At 71.5% G+C, this 15999-nt stretch carries 10 protein-coding genes; 7 read left to right on the top strand and 3 right to left on the bottom strand.

All coding sequences use genetic code 11. From position 1 onward, the window contains the following. Window positions 1-20: 20 nt before the first annotated feature. Window positions 21-1472, top strand: a complete 1452-nt coding sequence (locus tag RAH40_RS22715) for an NAD-dependent succinate-semialdehyde dehydrogenase (RefSeq protein ID WP_306599929.1) — start codon at window positions 21-23, stop codon at window positions 1470-1472. On the opposite strand, the gene RAH40_RS22710 is transcribed toward RAH40_RS22715, so the two are convergent. Then, window positions 1469-4060 carry a hypothetical protein gene (locus tag RAH40_RS22710; protein ID WP_306599928.1) on the bottom strand — a complete coding sequence of 864 codons (2592 nt, stop codon included), beginning with the start codon at window positions 4058-4060 and terminating at the stop codon, window positions 1469-1471. The two genes, RAH40_RS22715 and RAH40_RS22710, sit on opposite strands and share 4 nt — an antisense overlap. 129 nt (window positions 4061-4189) lie before the next feature. Between RAH40_RS22710 and RAH40_RS22705 the strand changes: the two genes are divergently transcribed. Continuing rightward, entirely contained in the window at window positions 4190-5143 is a 954-nt protein-coding gene (locus RAH40_RS22705; protein ID WP_306599927.1) for an ATP-binding protein, read from the top strand. Window positions 5144-5186: 43 nt separating this feature from the next. Here the strand turns inward: RAH40_RS22705 and RAH40_RS22700 are convergent, their stop codons facing one another. After that, window positions 5187-7559 carry a right-handed parallel beta-helix repeat-containing protein gene (locus RAH40_RS22700; protein WP_306599926.1) on the bottom strand — a complete coding sequence of 791 codons (2373 nt, stop codon included), beginning with the start codon at window positions 7557-7559 and terminating at the stop codon, window positions 5187-5189. 330 nt (window positions 7560-7889) lie between these two features. On the opposite strand from RAH40_RS22700, the gene RAH40_RS22695 reads away from it, so the two are divergent. The 3 genes from RAH40_RS22695 (at window position 7890) to RAH40_RS22685 (ending at window position 10578) form a co-directional block, all read left to right on the top strand. Continuing rightward, window positions 7890-8468, top strand: coding sequence for a hypothetical protein (locus RAH40_RS22695; RefSeq protein WP_306599925.1), 579 nt, complete (start codon window positions 7890-7892; stop codon window positions 8466-8468). Window positions 8469-8552: 84 nt separating this feature from the next. After that, window positions 8553-8876 (top strand): hypothetical protein, encoded by a 324-nt coding sequence (locus tag RAH40_RS22690; RefSeq protein ID WP_306599924.1) that lies wholly within the window; start codon window positions 8553-8555, stop codon window positions 8874-8876. 241 nt (window positions 8877-9117) lie between these two features. Continuing rightward, entirely contained in the window at window positions 9118-10578 is a 1461-nt protein-coding gene (locus RAH40_RS22685; RefSeq protein WP_306599923.1) for a type II secretion system protein GspD, read from the top strand. Here RAH40_RS22685 and RAH40_RS22680 read toward each other — a convergent pair. Continuing rightward, window positions 10565-12628 (bottom strand): ATP-binding protein, encoded by a 2064-nt coding sequence (locus tag RAH40_RS22680; RefSeq protein WP_306599922.1) that lies wholly within the window; start codon window positions 12626-12628, stop codon window positions 10565-10567. The two genes, RAH40_RS22685 and RAH40_RS22680, sit on opposite strands and share 14 nt — an antisense overlap. 108 nt (window positions 12629-12736) lie before the next feature. On the opposite strand from RAH40_RS22680, the gene RAH40_RS22675 reads away from it, so the two are divergent. Beyond that, the gene (locus RAH40_RS22675) at window positions 12737-14740 is read left to right on the top strand and encodes a PAS domain-containing sensor histidine kinase (protein ID WP_306599921.1); all 2004 of its coding nucleotides are present in this window, start codon (window positions 12737-12739) and stop codon (window positions 14738-14740) included. Between the two features lie 163 nt (window positions 14741-14903). Beyond that, entirely contained in the window at window positions 14904-15953 is a 1050-nt protein-coding gene (locus RAH40_RS22670) for a mechanosensitive ion channel family protein (RefSeq protein WP_306599920.1), read from the top strand. The last annotated feature ends 46 nt before the right edge of the window (window positions 15954-15999 follow it).

Below are 15999 nucleotides of genomic sequence, written 5' to 3'. Positions count from 1 at the left end.
CTGGAGGCCAGGAGCGCCCCATGATCCCCATCCAGGACCCCTCCCTGTTCCGCGAGACCTGCCTCATCGGCGGCGCCTGGACCGGAGCCGACGACCTCGCCTCCTTTCCGGTGGAGAACCCCGCCACGGGCGAGGTCCTGGGGACGGTGCCGCGCCTGGGCGCCGCCGAGACGCGGCGCGCGGTCCGGGCCGCGCAGGAGGCGCTGCCGGGCTGGAGGGCCCGGGCCGCGGGGGAGCGCGCCGCGCTGCTGCGGCGGTGGTTCGACCTCATCCTGGAGCACCGGGAGGACCTGGCGGCGATCATGACCCTGGAGCAGGGCAAGCCCCTGGCCGAGGCCCGCGGGGAGATCGCCTACGCGGCCTCCTTCATCGAGTGGTTCGCGGAGGAGGCCCGGCGCGTCTACGGGGACGTGATCCCCGGCCACGCCTGCGACCGGCGCATCGTGGTGCTCAAGGAGCCGGTGGGCGTGGTCGCGGCCATCACCCCCTGGAACTTCCCCTCGGCCATGCTCGCCCGCAAGGCCGGGGCGGCCCTGGCCGCGGGCTGCACGATGGTCGCCAAGCCCGCCGGCGCCACCCCCTATTCGGCCCTGGCCCTGGCGGTCCTGGCCGAGCGCGCCGGCATTCCCGCCGGCGTGCTCAACGTCGTCACCGGACCGGCCGCCGTCCTCGGCGGGGTGCTCACGTCCGACCCCGCCGTGCGCAAGCTGAGCTTCACGGGCTCCACCGAGGTGGGCAAGCAGCTCCTGGCGCAGTGCGCGGGCACGGTGAAGAAGGTGTCCATGGAGCTGGGGGGCAACGCGCCCTTCCTCGTCTTCGGCGATGCGGACCTGGACGCCGCGGTGGCGGGGGCCGTGGCCTCCAAGTTCCGGAACTCGGGCCAGACCTGCGTGTGCACCAACCGCTTCCTGGTGCAGGAGGGCGTCCATGACGCCTTCGCCGCGAAGCTCGCCGCGGCCGTGGCCCGGCTCAAGGTGGGGAACGGAATGGAGCCCGGGGTCGAGCAGGGCCCGCTCATCGACGCCGATGCCCTTGCGAAGGTGGAGGCCCACGTGGCCGACGCCCTGGCCAAGGGGGCCCGCGTGGTCCAGGGAGGGGCCCGCCACGCGCTGGGCGGCACCTTCTTCCAGCCCACGGTGCTCTGCGGCGCGACCCCGGAGATGGCCCTGGCCCGGGAGGAGACCTTCGGCCCCGTGGCGCCCGTCTTCCCCTTCCGCACGGAGGCGGAGGCCGTGGCCCTGGCCAACGACACGCCGTCGGGCCTGGCCTCCTACCTCTACACCCGCGACCTGGCGCGCTCCTGGCGCGTGGCGGAGGCGCTGGAGTACGGCATGGTGGGGATCAACACGGGCCTGATCTCGACCGCCGTGGCGCCCTTCGGGGGCGTGAAGGAGTCGGGGCTGGGCCGGGAAGGCTCGAAGTACGGCATCGAGGACTACCTGGAAGTGAAGTACCTCTGCATCGGACTCTAGGGCGCGGTCCAGGCCACCCGGGTGCGCAGGCCGTCCTCCTCGAAGGTCATGTCCACCCGCACCTCCCGGACGCCTTCGAACAGGCCGAAGTCCTCCCCGGGCTTGCGGACCGGGAGGAGGGGGCGCCACGGCGTGCCGTAGCGCAGGTTCCGGGGGGTGGAGCCGGGGCCCAGGTCGGTGGGGGACAGGAGGGGTGCGCCGCCGAATACCAGGAGGCTGCGGGCCTTGGCGGCGTCCACGTCCAGGCCGGAGGCGAGCCAGGGGGAAAGCCAGCGTTGCTCGGCCCAGGCCCGGTCCGCCTGGCCCTCCACCGCCGCCTGCCAGGCGGCGGGAAGGCCCAGGTTCAGGTCGAAGGGGCGCAAGGACAGGGCTGCGTGGGAGGCCGGGCGGGGGGCGGAGCCGGAAACCAGGGGGGCGGGCTGGGAGGTGTCGTTGCACACCACCAGCCAGCCGTCCTCCAGGTCCAGGGAGAAGCGCATCGTCACCAGGCCCAGGAGGGAGGCGCTGAGGATCAGGCGCCGGTCCGTCTCCTGATGGACGCGCCATTCCAGTTCCCGCGGCAGGCCCTGGCGCAGCGCGGCGCTCTGGGCCAGACGCCGGAAGCCCTCCCGGGCCGCGGCCGGGTCCCGCACGGGGATGGCCAGCGCCACGGGACGGGTGAGGGGGCCCAGGAGGAGCGGGGCCAGGAACAGGAGGCCGCCCTGGGCGAGGCGGTCCTGGGAGGCCATGAGGCCCGCGGGGGAGCCGCCTCCCACCTGGAGCACGGGGGCCGCGTCCAGGAAGGCGAGGTGCGCCTCCCCGCCCAGGGCCCCCAGCAGCTCCCCGGGCACGGGCACCGGGGACCTGCCCAGAAGGCCCGCCCAGTCCACGGGCAGGCTCAGGGTGGCCACCTGGGGCCGGGCCCAGCGAGGGGCGGAGGCCAGGGCCGGCACGGGCCCCGGCTTCAGGAACCGGCGGAGCTGGCGGTAGGCGCTCTGGTCCAGCAGGGGGAGGATGAAGGTGTCCAGGCCGTAGGCCCCGTCCCGGGCCTCCAGGCGCAGGGCGACGGGGTCGAAGTAGCGGCTCCAGTACTGGCTGTAGTTCGCCCGGAAGGCCTCGTAGGCCCGGGCCTCCCACGCCTCCACCTCGGCTGGGGGAGCCTGGGGGCGCATGCGGTCCAGCCGGCCCCACGCACGGCTGGCCACCACGCCGTCCTTCACGGTGAGCCCGGACAGGTCCAGGCCGGGCGCGAGGTAGCCCAGCTTGCGCAGCGTGGCGAGGTCCAGGGGACTGCCGGGAGCGTCCAGGCGGCGCAGCTCCACGGCGGCCGCCACGGCCTCCAGGTCGCGGCGGGCGGCGGCCTGGCGCAGCTGGCCGATGCGCTGGGCCGGGCCCACCAGGCGGCGGATGAAGGGGTCGGAAAGGTAGGCGTAGGCCCGGGTGGCGCCGGTGGGAGCCAGTTTCGTGAGCATCACCTTGAACTCGTCCGAGGCGCCCAGGGACCCCTGCCCTCCGGCCCGGTGGAGGGCCAGGGCCCGTTCCAACTCGGGACGGGAGGTGGACAGGAACACCCGGCCGCCCTCCCGGGCCCGCCAGGCCTCGCCCCGGGGGGTGGCGACGGCCCGGGGCGCGCCGCTGCCGAACCGGGCGGCGGCCGCGGGGGTGAGCTCGGCCACGACGGTGAGGTCGGTGCCGCCCAGGAGGTTCAGGTCCGGCAGGAAGACCGCGGCCGCGGTGACCGCGCCCAGCAGGCTCCTGTCCACGCCCAGGTCCTCCAGGGCGCGGGCGATGAGGTCCCGGTCCAGGGTTCCCTGGCGGCCGAAGGCGCTCACCCGGGCCAGGAAGGCCGCGCCGCCCCCCGCCAGCCCATCCAGGGCGGCCGCGGGATCGGGCAGGTAGAGGAAGGCGCGGTCCGGGGGCACGCACAGGGCCAGGGGCGGGACGGCGGGCTGGCGTCCGCCCAGCATCTCGGCCCAGGGGTGCGCGGCCACGGTGACACTCGGAAGGGAGGCCAGGGCGACCCGGGGCGCGGCGGCCCCGGGGCCGCCCTCCAGGCCGCGGTCCAGTTGCAGGGTCTCCTCCACGGCGGCGCGGCCCCCCAGGAGGCTGAGGAGGCTGGGGCCCTCGTCCCGGCGGCGGGGCGCCGCGGGCTCGGGCTCCCGCCCTCCGAAGAAGAGCCGGTTCTGGATGGCCCGGAAACCCGCCACCAGGGGCGAAGGGTCCCCGGCCCCCTGCTCCCAGGCCCGGGCACGGGCGCGGGCCCACTGCTCCAGCAGGGACCGGTCGCCGGGCGTCCCACCCTCCAGGTTCCAGCTCAGGGCGCCGGGGGCCCCCTCAAGGCGGGCGACCTTGGCGCCGGCCACGCGCAGGGCCAGGACGGTGACGGACAGCGGACCGGGTGCCGCTGGGGCCGCGGGCACCAGGAAGACTTGCCGCACCCCCGCGGCCGCCACCAGTTGGGGCCAGGGCTGGCCGGGCGGAAGAACGAGCTCTGCCTTCACCACCTCCAGACCCAGGGCCGCATCGCGATAGCGGGCCACCGTGCGCAGCGGGGCCTGGGCCGCCAGGACCAGGGAAAGGAAGGGCACGGCCAGGCGCAGCGGGTTCATGGGATCTCCTCACCGCAACGCTACGCGAAAGCCCGTTTTTTGCCAATTCCTTCGTTCCCACGGCTGGACTTTCCGTTGCGCCGCCGGGACCTTCCTGCTCTCATGTTCACACAATCAAGCGTGAGCGCCATGTCCGATCCGTCAGCCATGCCCGGCCCGAACCTGCGGCTCCTCGCCCTGGCCCTGCTGGCCGCCGCGGGTCTGGGGACCGCCGGCTGGGCCCTCGCCGCATGCCGACCCGCGCCCGGGTACCTGGGGCTGGGCCTGGCCTTGGCGGCCGGCCTGGGACTTGCGACCCGCCTGGCCGGAAGCCGCAGGGATCTGGTGGCCCGCCAGGACCGGCTGCAGGAACTGAACCGGAGCCTGGACGAGCAGGTGCAGGGCCGCACCGCGCGCCTCATGCAGACCATCGAGGACCTGGAGTCCTTCAACCGCATGGTCACCCACGACCTCAAGTCCCCTCTCACGGGACTGCTGCTGGGCATGGACAACCTGCAGGAACGCCTCGGCGAAGACCGGCCCGACCTCCTGCGCCACCTGGATCTCCTGCGCGCGGGGGCGGACCGCATGCAGCAGCTGTTGGAGGGGCTCCAGGAGCTGGCGCTGATCTCCGGGCGCCTGCCCACGGTGCAGCGGGTGGACGTTTCCCACCACGCGCGCCTGGTGTTGCTGAACCTCCAGGAGAAGGAACCGGAGCGCAGCGTGCGCTGGGAAATCGAGCCGGGGCTCACCGTGCTGGGCGACCCCAATCTCGTGCGCATCGCCCTGGAGAACCTCCTGGGCAACGCCTGGAAGTACACCCTGGGCCGCTCGCCCGCGGAGATCACGGTGCGCGGCGGCGCGGGCCCCGCCGCCGCCATCGAGATCCGGGACAACGGCATCGGCTTCCCCATGGCCCAGGCCGAAGCCATGTTCCGGCCCTTCCAGCGGCTCCATTCGGATCCGCGGATTCCGGGCCACGGCATCGGCCTGTCCATCGTCAAGCGGGTGATGAGCAAGCACGGGGGCACGGTCACGGCCCAGGGCTGGCCCGGGGAGGGCGCCCTGTTCCGCCTGGACTTCAAGGCCCAGAGCCCCGCGTAGGCGGAAGGCGAAGGTCCTCCGCGCGCGACCCCAGGACTTCCGGTCAAGGGGTATTGCCGGACTGGGTCACCCCCGTCGACCTCACGATGGCGAGGCCAGCCGTTCCGTTGCCGGTCAGGACATTGTTGGTGAGGATGGGGTTGGTGCTCTGGTAGACGAACAGGCCGTACTTGGAGTTGCCGGTGGAGGTGTTGGCATTCACCGTGGTGGCGGTGTCGTTGTAGATCTCGATGCCGGCGCCGTCGCCGCCGGTGCCCGTCCCGGATACGGTGTTGCCCTGCACCAGCGTCCCGTTCATGCCGTCGTGGATGTAGATCCCGAACGCGGATTCCGTGGAGACGGTGTTGTTCAGCACCCAGGAACGGGTGGTGTTCTCGCCGTTCAGGCCCGACTGATTGCCCGAAACCGTGTTGCCGATGACGAACACATCGCTCGTGCTGGAATTCGCCACCCCGAGGATGCCCCAGGCGAAGCCCGCGGCCCGGTTGCCGGTGAACCGGTTGTTGGCGGCCAGCACGGTCCGGACGGACTCGTTGGCGTTGGCCTCCACGTCCACGCCGATTCCGTTGACCATGGGCCCCCCGGCGGTTTCCACCGAACCGATGGCCCCGTGGAACGTGCTGTTGATGAGGTAGAACCCCTGGCCGTAGGTGATCGCCATGCCGTGGCGCCGGTTGAACTGGCTCGTGATGCCGCAGACCGTGACGTTGGTGGAGTTTCCGCCCACGTAGATGCCGTCGTTGAAGGCGTCCTGGACCACGCTCCCTTCCACGACCACGTTGCGGGACTGGACGATGTGGATGCAGTCGCCGGCTTCCACCTTGGTGGGGGTGGGGATGGAATTATTGAGGTTGTTGCCTTTGAACGTGCCTCCGCTGATATTGACATTGGAACAGCCCGAGACCGTGACCATCGCGTAGTTCTGCGTGGAAGTGGGCCTGGCCTGGAGGATGGCCTGCGGGTCCAGGAGCAGGGTCATGTTGCTGCCCAGCCGGATTCCTCCGTTCTGGTTGGAGGTGGGGTCCATGAGGTAGGTGCCTGCCGGCAGGTAGACCGCCTTGCCGGTGCCGGCGACCGCCTTGACCGCGGCCGAGATGGCCGCGGTGTCGTCCGTGACACCGTCGCCCGCGGCGTTGTACGGGGAGCTCCGGACATTGGCTCCGATGGGAATGCTGCCTGCCTGGACGAGGGTCGCGGTGACCGGGATCGTGATGGACGCGCTCTGGGTGGGCGCGGCGGCGCTGGTGGCCGTCACCCGGTGGGAACCGGTGGTGGCCGGAGCCGTGTAGACGACGGTTCCGCCCGTTGCCGGCACGAACAGGGTGCCGACGGAGGCGTTCCCGTCGGGCACGCCATCCACGGCCCAGGTGACCGAGGCGTCCGAGGCGCCTGAAACGCCTGCCGTGATGAGCATGGAACCGGACGGCACGACGTTGGCCGGGCCGGCCACGGCGAGGGTCACCACCACGCCGGAGGGGGCCAGGACCGACACGGAAACGGAGGCGGTCCTGGAGGTGTCCGCCGAGCTGGTGGCGGTGACCGTGTGGGTCCCGGCGCTGGCCGGGGCGTTGTAGGCCACGCTGAGGCCGCTGCCGGCGATGGTCCCCGCCGAGGCGGAACCGCCCTGGATTCCGTCCACCGACCAGATCACCGCCGTGTTGGAGGTGCCCGCCACCGACGCCGTGAAGGAGAGGGTGCCCGAGGTGTTGACCTGCGCGGATCCTGATGGGGTCAGGGCGATTTCGACTGCGGGGACCGTGACCGTCACGGTCGCCGAGGCGCTCTTCACGGTATCCGCGGCCGCGAAGGCGGTCACGGTGTGCGAACCGGCGGTGGCGGGCGCCGAGTAGGTCGCGCTGGCCCCGGTGCCGACCAGGGTGCCCACGGCGGCGCTGCCGTTGCTGACGCCGTCCACGAGCCAGCCCACCGACGTGTTGCTGGATCCGGTCACGGTGGCGGTGAACACCTGGGTGCCCCCCGGACCGAGGTTGACCGTGCCCGAGGGGCTGAGGGTCAGGACCACCGCGGTCGGCGCGGCCACGACGACCGTGGCCGAGGCGCTCCTGGACGGGTCGGCCACGCTGGTGGCCGTCACGGCATGGCTGCCCGCGGCCATGGGGGCCGTGTAGGTTGCGGTCGCTCCGGTGCCGCTGACCGTACCGGAAGTGGAACTGCCGCCGGGAGTCCCGTCCACCGCCCAGACCAGGGCCGGCATGGGGCTGCCCGTCACCTGGGCTGTGAGGGTCAGGCGCCCGCCTGCCTGAAGGGAGGCGTCGGCGGGCGTGATCTGAAGGGTGACGGGCTGGACCACCGACGTTTGAACCAGGGCGGCCTTGCCGCCGCAGGAAAGGAGCGAACCGGCGACAAGGAGCCCCGCCCATGCAAGGCTGCTCGACAAGGCGGTCCTGATAGCCATGGGATCCTCCTCAGGTGCCTGACGCTTGGGTGCGTATTCCGGGATGCAGCTGGTCTGGTAGGCCCATTGTAGCCCTACGCCGGCGAACCGGATAGCCTTGACCTGCAAGGATGGCCGACGGAAAAAAACAATCAGGATCTCATGATTCTGCTCCTTTTAAATCAGTCCGACCCCCAACGGCGAGACAAGGCTGGCTGCGACGGTGCCCGGCTGTCCGCACGCACCCTCCGGCAAGGGGACGGTCCAGGCGGCGCCGACCCGGGAACCCTTCCGGGGCTCGCGCCACGTTGACTGGCGTGGCGGCCATCGCCCGTCTTTCTTGAGGTTGCCATGTTCCCCTTCCGTCCCGCCCTTGCCGCCCTGCTCCTCCTGGGCGGCCCTCCCGGTGCGGCCGACATCACGCTGACCAACCGGACCCGGGCCACCGTGCGGGTGGAGCTGACGGAAGTCAGCACCGGCGATGGCGAACTCTCCGTGCTCGTGGACCCTCCCTTCGTTTCCGGCGCCCCCAGGGCTGCCTGGTCGGAGGATCCGGCCCCGGAATCCGGCTCGATTCTCCACGGCATCTACGGCCACGACGCGACCTTCTCCGCGAACCGGCTGGCCCTCGTCCCCGGCGCCACCCTCGTGATCCGGTCCCGGCCCGTGGCGGCGGGCGCCGGGCCGTTCCAGCTCCTCTCCTTCAAGGTGTCCAGGCTCGGCCGCAAAGGCGCGGGCACGCCCAAGGAGGTGCACTACCTCAGGCTCCCCTCCGAGGATCCGGAGAACCGGGAGCAGCTGATCCTCCCGCCCGATCTCAAGGCCCCCCTCGCCTCGTCCTCTGGGCCGCTGAGCATTTCGCCCCGGCCGGCCGGGAGCGGCGACCATGATCTCAAGGAGCTCCCCGGAAGCTCCTGCGTGATCCTGTAGACCCGGGAATCTTGCCAGGCTATTAAATCTTTATTACATTGGCCACCGGACGGGAGCATTTCGATGAAGGGGTTGGGAATCTACATGCTCACCTGGCCCCTCCTGGCCGGAACCGGCGGCGGGTTGATGGGCGGCTACCGACCCGCCCCTTTGGACGCCCCCCCGGTCCTGGAGGCCCGGACCTTCGTCCAGACGCATTTCGCCCGGCTGCGCCTGGGGGAGGTGCGGAAGGCCGGAACCCAGGTGGTGGCAGGCACCAACGTCAAGCTGGTCTGCCGGGTCACCGGCGAAGGCGCGCCGGCCCGCTGGGAATTCGTGGCCTGGAGACGGCTGGACGGCACCTGGGAGCTGATTTCGGCGCGGCGCCTGAGCCCCGCCGGAACCAGGCGGATCCTGCGGGCGCCGTAGTCCAGGGACTCCTTGGCGGTCCTGCCCCGGGCCTCGGCGGCGGTCCCGGGGTGGATCCCCCGGTGGCGATGCGCCTCCCGCACCTCGACCTACATCCGGAGATGGAAGCGTTCGGGCAGATCCGGCCTGGTTCGGGGCACCGGGCTCTCCTCGGCAGAAGCCTTGCGGAGGGGCCTTGCGAAGGGTCCGCAGGGGGCTTACTATTTATTGTTTATTAATAAACACCCCTTGGAGCGATCCCATGTTCAGGCCCTGGCCACCGAGTGCCCTGCTTTTCCTGCTTCTGGTCCAGGGCCCGGCCGGGACCCCCCAGGCTCCCCCGGTGTCGGCCCCGCTCGGCAACCATTACGATGTTTCGGCAGGCAATGCCCCGGTCGGGCCCTTCCTGGCCGAACTGGCCGCCAAGGAGGGGGTGTCGCTGCGCTACCCGCCCGAGCTGGACCTGCGCTTCAGCCTGGACGTGTCCGGAGCGAGCTTCCAGGAGGTGCTGGACCGGGTCTGCGAGGCACAGGGCCTGCGGCAGCGAACGGCCCGGGACGGCAGCCTCCTGGTGGGACTGATCGAAGACTTCCAGGCCGGGTTTCCCGGCGAAGAGACGGCGGAACGGACCCAGGTCGCCTACCCCTGCCGGAATCTCGGCCCCGAGACCTTGGCGGAAAGCCTCAATCAGGCGTTTCCGGACCTGAAATGCATTCCGGGACCGAAGGTGCGGACCCCGGGGGCGGACCCGGCGGCGGGCGGCTTCGGCCCGGTCCAGGGCGGCACCGGCGGCACGGGCTACGGGGGCGGAATGATCCCTTCCGGCATGCCCGTGGGCACGAGCTACGGGGGAGGCGGACCCGTCATGGGAGGGGCGCCGGGCAGCTACCGCGCCGGCGCGGAATCCCTTCGGCTGGACCTGATCCTCACCGGGCCGGCCGCCGTCGTCCGCCAGGCCCTGGCCTTCGCCCGGACCCTGGACCGGCCCCGCCAACAGGTCCGGGTCAATGTCAGCATCACCGAGCTCACCTCTTCCGCCAGCAGGGACCTGGGCATCGATTGGACGTTTTCCGGGGAATCTGGCGGGCCTCCCGCCGTCCAGTTCACCGAAGGGGCCGGCAACAGCCGCCTGAAGCTGGGCAGCTTCACCCACACCCCGGCCCAGGTCAACCTCAGCCTCCAGGCCCTGGAGACCCGCGGCCTCGTGAAGACCCTGGCCAACCCCAGCCTGCTGGTGATGGATGGCGAGAAGTGCTCCATCCTCATCGGCGAACGCCGGCTGTACCCCAAACAGACCGGAACCAACGCCCAGGGCAGTGCCACCTTCGACGTGGCCGAGCTCAAGACCGGCGTGATGCTCCAATTGGCGGTGCAGATCGGCCAGAACAACGAGGTGACCTTCTTCATCTACCCCCAGGATTCCATCCAGGCCGGCGTGGACACCATCCTGGGCTCCACCTACCCGGTCATCTCCACCCGGGAGATCCAGACGACGGTGCACCTGAAGAGCGGGACGCTGCTGGTGGTCGGCGGTCTCAAGGTGGACCAGAACCTGCGCACCTCCCAGGGCGTCCCGGTGCTGTCCCGCATCCCGCTGGTCGGATCCCTGTTCGGATCGCGCAGCAAATACAACGGCACCAAGGAACTGGTGATCATGGTCCAGCCGGAGATCCTGCCGCAGGAGGCTCCCGGGCGGAGCCGGATCTCAATCAATCCCTCCTGAGGAACATCGCCAGTTCCATATCCTCGGCCTGGAGGTGGTTGAGGATCGCGTCCTCCATGGCGTCCAGGAGGGCCGGCGTGAGGTCCGCCTCCCCCGCGTGGAGGCGGGACTCCAGGGCCCGGAAGGCCTTCATCAGGCGGGCGTGCGCGGCGGCGTGGGGCCGGCGGAACGGGAAGTCCGAGGCGGTCATGATCTCCTCCTCGCTGCGGTAGTGGCGTTCCATGGCCTCCACGAACCGGGCCAGGCCCTCGCCGCCCATGCCGGGGGACAGCTGGTCGAAGGCCAGCGCCAGGTCCCGGTGATGGGCGTCCAGGGAATCCAGCCCGGTCTTGAGGGTCCCGACCCAGCTGGCGAGTTCCCTGGAGGGCGGGCGCCGGGCCTGGCCGGGGTCCCCCTCCAGGGCGTCCCGCACGGACGCCACCAGGGCCTCCAGGCGGTAGGGCTTCTGCAGGAACCCGGCCAGGGCCGTGCCGGTCAGGCGATGGCGCGCCTCCTCGGGACTGAAGCCGCTGGTGAGGATGATGGGGGTGATGGACCCGGCCCGCCGCAGGCCCCGGCAGGCCTCCTCGCCCCCCATGTGGGGCATGGTGAGGTCCATGAGGACGAGGCGGATCCGCGGCCCGTCGGCCTCGGCGAGCAGGAGGGCCTCCAGGCCGTCCCGGGCCTCGAGGGTCGCGAAGCCCAGGCGCTGGAGGGCGCGCGCGGCGACCGTGCGGATGGCGTCCTCGTCGTCCACCACCAGGATGAGCCCTGAGCCCCGGTAGGCATCCGTACGGGCGACAGGCCGGGCCACTTCCGGCGCCCGCCCGGGCAGGGCCGGGAACACCAGCCGGAACGTGGAGCCGCTGCCCGTCTCCGTAAGCACCTGGATTCCCCCCTGGTGGCTCCGGAGGATCCCCTGGACCGCCGACAGGCCGAGACCCCGGCCGGCGAACTTGGTGGTGAAGAAGGGCTCGAAAATCCGCTCCTTGAGTTCGGGCGCCATGCCCTGGCCGTTGTCGGCCACCTCCAGGACCACGTAGGGGCCCGGGTCGAGGGCCTCGCCCGGGAAGTGGCGGTCGAGGGCGGCGCGGGTGAGCTCCTCCTGGGCGGTGCGGATGGTGATGACGCCCCCGTGCGGTTCCATGGCCTCGGCGGCGTTCATGACGAGGTTGATGATCACCTGCTGCACCTGGCCCACGTCGCCGTGCAAGGGCGGCAGGCCGGGCTGCGGGATCCAGCGCAGGTGGGCCCGGGCCTGGAGCGGCGTGCGCAGGATGCCCAGGACCTCCTCCACGCGGTGGTTGAGATCGAGCGCCTGGGGGTGGAACTTCCCCTTGCCCGCGTAGGCCAGGATCTGGGAAACCAGGCCGGAGGCCCGCGCGATGAGGTCCTCCAGGGCCCGGAGATGGTCCAGGGGGCCCTGCTCCATGGCCGCCAGTTCCACGATGCCCAGCATGGCGCCCAGGAGGTTGTTGAAGTCGTGGGCGATGCCTCCGGCCAGGAGGTTGAGGGACTCCTGTTTCCGGTTCTGGAAATGGGCCTGCTCGCCGTTCCTGCGCCCGGTGATGTCCGTGGCGATGATCCCCAGGCCCCAGCCGTGGTCCTGCGCGTCCACGATGGGGAACTTCTCGATGAGGAAGGCCCCGGGCTGGCCGCCCGGGAGGGTGACGGTCTCCTCCGCCTGCACCACCTCCTGGAGGCGCAGCACCCGCTCGTCCTGGGCGGCGCCCTGGGCCACCTCCCCGGCCGGGAAGAGCTGCCCGGCGGCTTCGGCCGGGGTGACGGCAAGGCAGACGCCGATGAGGGCCTCAGCCCGCTTGTTGATCGCCACCATGCGCCCCTCGGCGTCCTTGACCGCCATGGCGGCCGGGGCGTGCCGGAAGACCGCCTCCAGCCGGGCCCGGCTCTCCCGCAACTCCGCGGTGAGCGCGGCCACCCGCGCCTCCCGCTCCCGTTCCCGGGCCCCGCTCCTGCGGCGGAGGAAGGCCCAGGCCAGAACGAGAACGCCCAAGGCGGCCAAGGTGCCGAGGGCCAGAGCGCCGACCTGGAGACGAGCGAGGATGGGCATGGTGAAGGGCTCCCGGACCTCCAACCCTGGGTGTCGCCAGGGGCCTCCCGGTTCACGGGAAACGCCCCCCGGGTCCGAGGCATCTTTGTCCCGACAGGGGGAAGCGCCATGAGGGATTTCCTGGAGAACCTGTTGTCCTCCGACCTGATGCCCCACGGCCAGTGCTGGTCCTGGGAGCCGTGGGTGGTGTGGACCAACGTCGGTGCCGACGCCGTCATCGCCGTCACCTACGCGGTCATCGCCTGCAACCTCATCCTCCTGGTCGCGCGGCGAAAGGACGTGACCTTCGACTGGGTGGTGGCGATGTTCGGCGCGTTCACCTTCGCCTGCGGCTGCACCCACGCCATGGAGGTGTACAACACCTGGCACGGCTTCTTCCGCCTGGCGGGCGTCATCAAGCTCATCACGGCCGCCGCCAGCGTGATGACCATGGCCTTCCTGCTGCGGATCACCCCCAAGCTCCTGGTGGCCCCCACCCTCGACCAGGCCCTGGCCATGATCGCCGGACAGAAGGCATCCCAGGCCGCGCTCCGCGACCTGGCCGCCAACCTCGAGGACAAGGTGAGGGCCCGGACCCAGGAGCTGCGGGAGAGCGAGGCCCGGCTCCAGGGCTTCATCCGCCACTCCCCGGCGGGGATCGCCTTCAAGGGCCTGGATGGGCGGTACCTGCTCATCAATCCGAGCATGGAGGCGCTGGTCGGGCGCCCCTCCGGGGAGATCCTCGGGCACACCACCGCGGAGCTCTTCGCATCGCCCGACTGCATCCCCCTGCTGGAACTGGAGCAGAGGGTGCTGCTCCAGGGACGGGACCTCCAGACGGAGCAGGCGTGGACCGACCGCCACGGCGTGGCCCGCCAGGCCCTCACCCACGTGTTCCCCCTGGTGGACACCACGGGGCGGTGCTGGGGCGTGGGCGTCATGGCCACCGACATCACCGAGCGCAAGGAGGCGGACCGGGCCCTCCTCCAGAGCCAGAAGCTGGAGTCCATGGGCGTCCTGGCCGGAGGCATCGCCCACGACTTCAACAACCTCCTGGGCGCCATGCAGGGCAACGTGGAACTGGCCCTCACCGAGGCGACCCTGGGCGCCGTCCGGACGCACCTGGAAACCCTCAGGGGCCTCATGGCCAAGGGCTCCGACCTGCTCAGGCAGATGCTGACCTATGCCGGGCGCGGCAAGGCGGTGCTGGAGACCGTGGACCTGAACGCCCTGGTGAAGGAGATGCTCCAGCTGCTGCGGGCCTCCATTTCCAAGAAGGCCCAGATCCGCGAGGACCTCCATCCCGGGCCGCTGTCCCTGCTGGCCGACCCTTCCCAGATCCAGCAGGTGGTCATGAACCTGGTGATCAACGCCTCGGAGGCCCTGGGCGAACGCACCGGCGCCATCACCCTGCGCACCCGCGTGGAGGAGGTGGGTCCGGACGTGCCCGCCGCCGGGGACGACGGCCAGCCCCTGCGGCCCGGGCCCTTCGTGACGCTGCAGGTGCTGGACGAGGGTTCGGGCATGACCCCCGAGGTCCTCAAGCGGATCTTCGATCCCTTCTTCACCACCAAGTTCACCGGGCGAGGCCTGGGGCTGGCCGCCATCCACGGCATCGTCCGGGGGCACCGGGGCGGGATCCGGGTCACCAGCGAGCCCGGCAGGGGCACGTGCTTCAAGCTCCTCTTTCCGGCCGCGCCCGGCCCGCCGGCCCCCATCCAGCCCAGCCCCAGGCTGGTGCCGGCCGGCACCGGGGGCCCCGCGCTCCAGGGCACCGTCCTGGTGGTGGACGACGAGGACGCCATGCGCGACGTGGCGGCCAAGGCCCTGGGCCGCCTGGGCCTCGCCGTGCTCCAGGCCCGGGACGGGCGGGAGGCCCTGGACCTCTACAAGGGCCACCGGGAGCGCATCCGCCTGGTGGTCATGGACCTCACCATGCCCCGCATGGACGGGGAGGAGAGCTGCCGCGAGCTGCGCCGCCTGGGGGCCGACGTGCCCGTCATCCTCACCAGCGGCTTCAACGAGGCCGAGGCCATGGCCCGCTTCGAGGGCCTGGGCCTGGCGGGGTTCATGAAGAAGCCGTTCAGCCTGGGGACCTTCGCCGAGCTGGTGAGGAGCCTCCTCGCGGCCTGAGCGCCTCCGGCACCTGCCCCACCAGAACGGCGTGCCGTCCTTGAGCAGCCGCCAGCCGGACACCCTGCCGGGCCCCCGGGAAAAGCCGGGAGAGGCGCTGGAACGGGGCTGGTCCCCGGGAATTCCCGCCCCCGCCGGGGCACCCTCCCTCCGGAGGCCCCCCATGGATGCACCCATGCCCTTCTGGCCCGGAAACACGGCCGTCCACTGGGTGAAGGCCCTGCTGGCGGCGACGGCGTCCCTGGGGCTCCTCTACGGCCTCAAGGCCCTGGCCACCCGCAGACGCCGGAGCGAAGAACCGCCCGGCAGCCCTCGCGTATGTCTGGCCGAAGCCATGGACGCCACCCGGTTCCCGCTGCTGCTCGCCCTGGCCCTCTGGGCGGGCTCCCGCTTCCTGGAGCTGCCCCGTGCCCTGGAGGAGGCCCTCCTTCATGTGACCCTGCTGGCGATGCTGCTCCAGGCCGGGCTCTGGGCCAACCGCGTGGTGGGCTGCTTCCTGCGGGACTTCCTGGAGCGCCGGGAAGCCCACGGGGAAGTCACGGCCATGGCCGCCCCCGTGCTGGGCCTCATGGCGCGCACCGCGCTCTGGTCCCTGGTCCTGCTCCTCGTGCTGGACAGCTTCGACGTCAACCTCTCCACCCTCGTGGCCGGTGTGGGCGTGGGGGGCGTGGCGGTGGCCTTGGCGGTGCAGAACATCCTGGGGGACATCTTCGCGTCGCTCTCCATCGCCCTGGACAAGCCCTTCGCGCTGGGCGACTTCATCATCGTGGACGAGGTCCTCGGCACCGTGGACCGCATCGGCCTGAAGTCCACGCGCATTCAGAGCCTGTCGGGCGAGCAGATCATCCTCGCCAACGCCGACCTGCTCAAGAGCCGCATCCGCAATTTCAAGCGCATGCGCGAACGCCGCGTGCTCTTCACCTTCGCCGTGACCTACCAGACCGCCGCCGATGCCCTCTCCGCCCTGCCCGGCCACCTGCGCGACATCATCCAGGCCCAGCCCGGCACCCGCTTCGACCGGGCGCACCTCCGGGAATTCGGGGACTCGGGGCTCATCTTCGAAGTGGTGTACTACGTGCTGGACGTGGACTACAACGTCTACATGGACACGCAGCAGGCCATCAACCTCGCGCTGCTGAAGGCGCTGCGGGCGCAGGGGGTGGGGTTCGCGCATCCCGTGCGGGTGATGTTCCCGAGGCCGGAGGCGGTGTGAGTCGGGGGGCATCCCGACGATCGCGGGTTTCCCCGGCGCACCGGGG

Source organism: Geothrix sp. 21YS21S-2 (genome assembly GCF_030846775.1).
Taxonomy (GTDB): domain Bacteria; phylum Acidobacteriota; class Holophagae; order Holophagales; family Holophagaceae; genus Mesoterricola.
Note: the sequence above shows the minus strand (reverse complement) of the source record. Positions and strands in the feature narration are given on the sequence as shown.

Bases quoted from the DNA above. Each gene is read 5' to 3' on its own strand.
- RAH40_RS22670 (WP_306599920.1), top strand. From the start codon at position 14,904: ATGGATGCACCCATGCCCTTCTGGCCCGGAAACACGGCCGTCCACTGG.
- RAH40_RS22680 (WP_306599922.1), bottom strand. From the start codon at position 12,628: ATGCCCATCCTCGCTCGTCTCCAGGTCGGCGCTCTGGCCCTCGGCACC.
- RAH40_RS22705 (WP_306599927.1), top strand. From the start codon at position 4,190: ATGTCCGATCCGTCAGCCATGCCCGGCCCGAACCTGCGGCTCCTCGCC.
- RAH40_RS22685 (WP_306599923.1), top strand. From the start codon at position 9,118: ATGTTCAGGCCCTGGCCACCGAGTGCCCTGCTTTTCCTGCTTCTGGTC.
- RAH40_RS22710 (WP_306599928.1), bottom strand. From the start codon at position 4,060: ATGAACCCGCTGCGCCTGGCCGTGCCCTTCCTTTCCCTGGTCCTGGCG.
- RAH40_RS22700 (WP_306599926.1), bottom strand. From the start codon at position 7,559: ATGGCTATCAGGACCGCCTTGTCGAGCAGCCTTGCATGGGCGGGGCTC.
- RAH40_RS22715 (WP_306599929.1), top strand. From the start codon at position 21: ATGATCCCCATCCAGGACCCCTCCCTGTTCCGCGAGACCTGCCTCATC.
- RAH40_RS22690 (WP_306599924.1), top strand. From the start codon at position 8,553: ATGCTCACCTGGCCCCTCCTGGCCGGAACCGGCGGCGGGTTGATGGGC.
- RAH40_RS22695 (WP_306599925.1), top strand. From the start codon at position 7,890: ATGTTCCCCTTCCGTCCCGCCCTTGCCGCCCTGCTCCTCCTGGGCGGC.
- RAH40_RS22675 (WP_306599921.1), top strand. From the start codon at position 12,737: ATGAGGGATTTCCTGGAGAACCTGTTGTCCTCCGACCTGATGCCCCAC.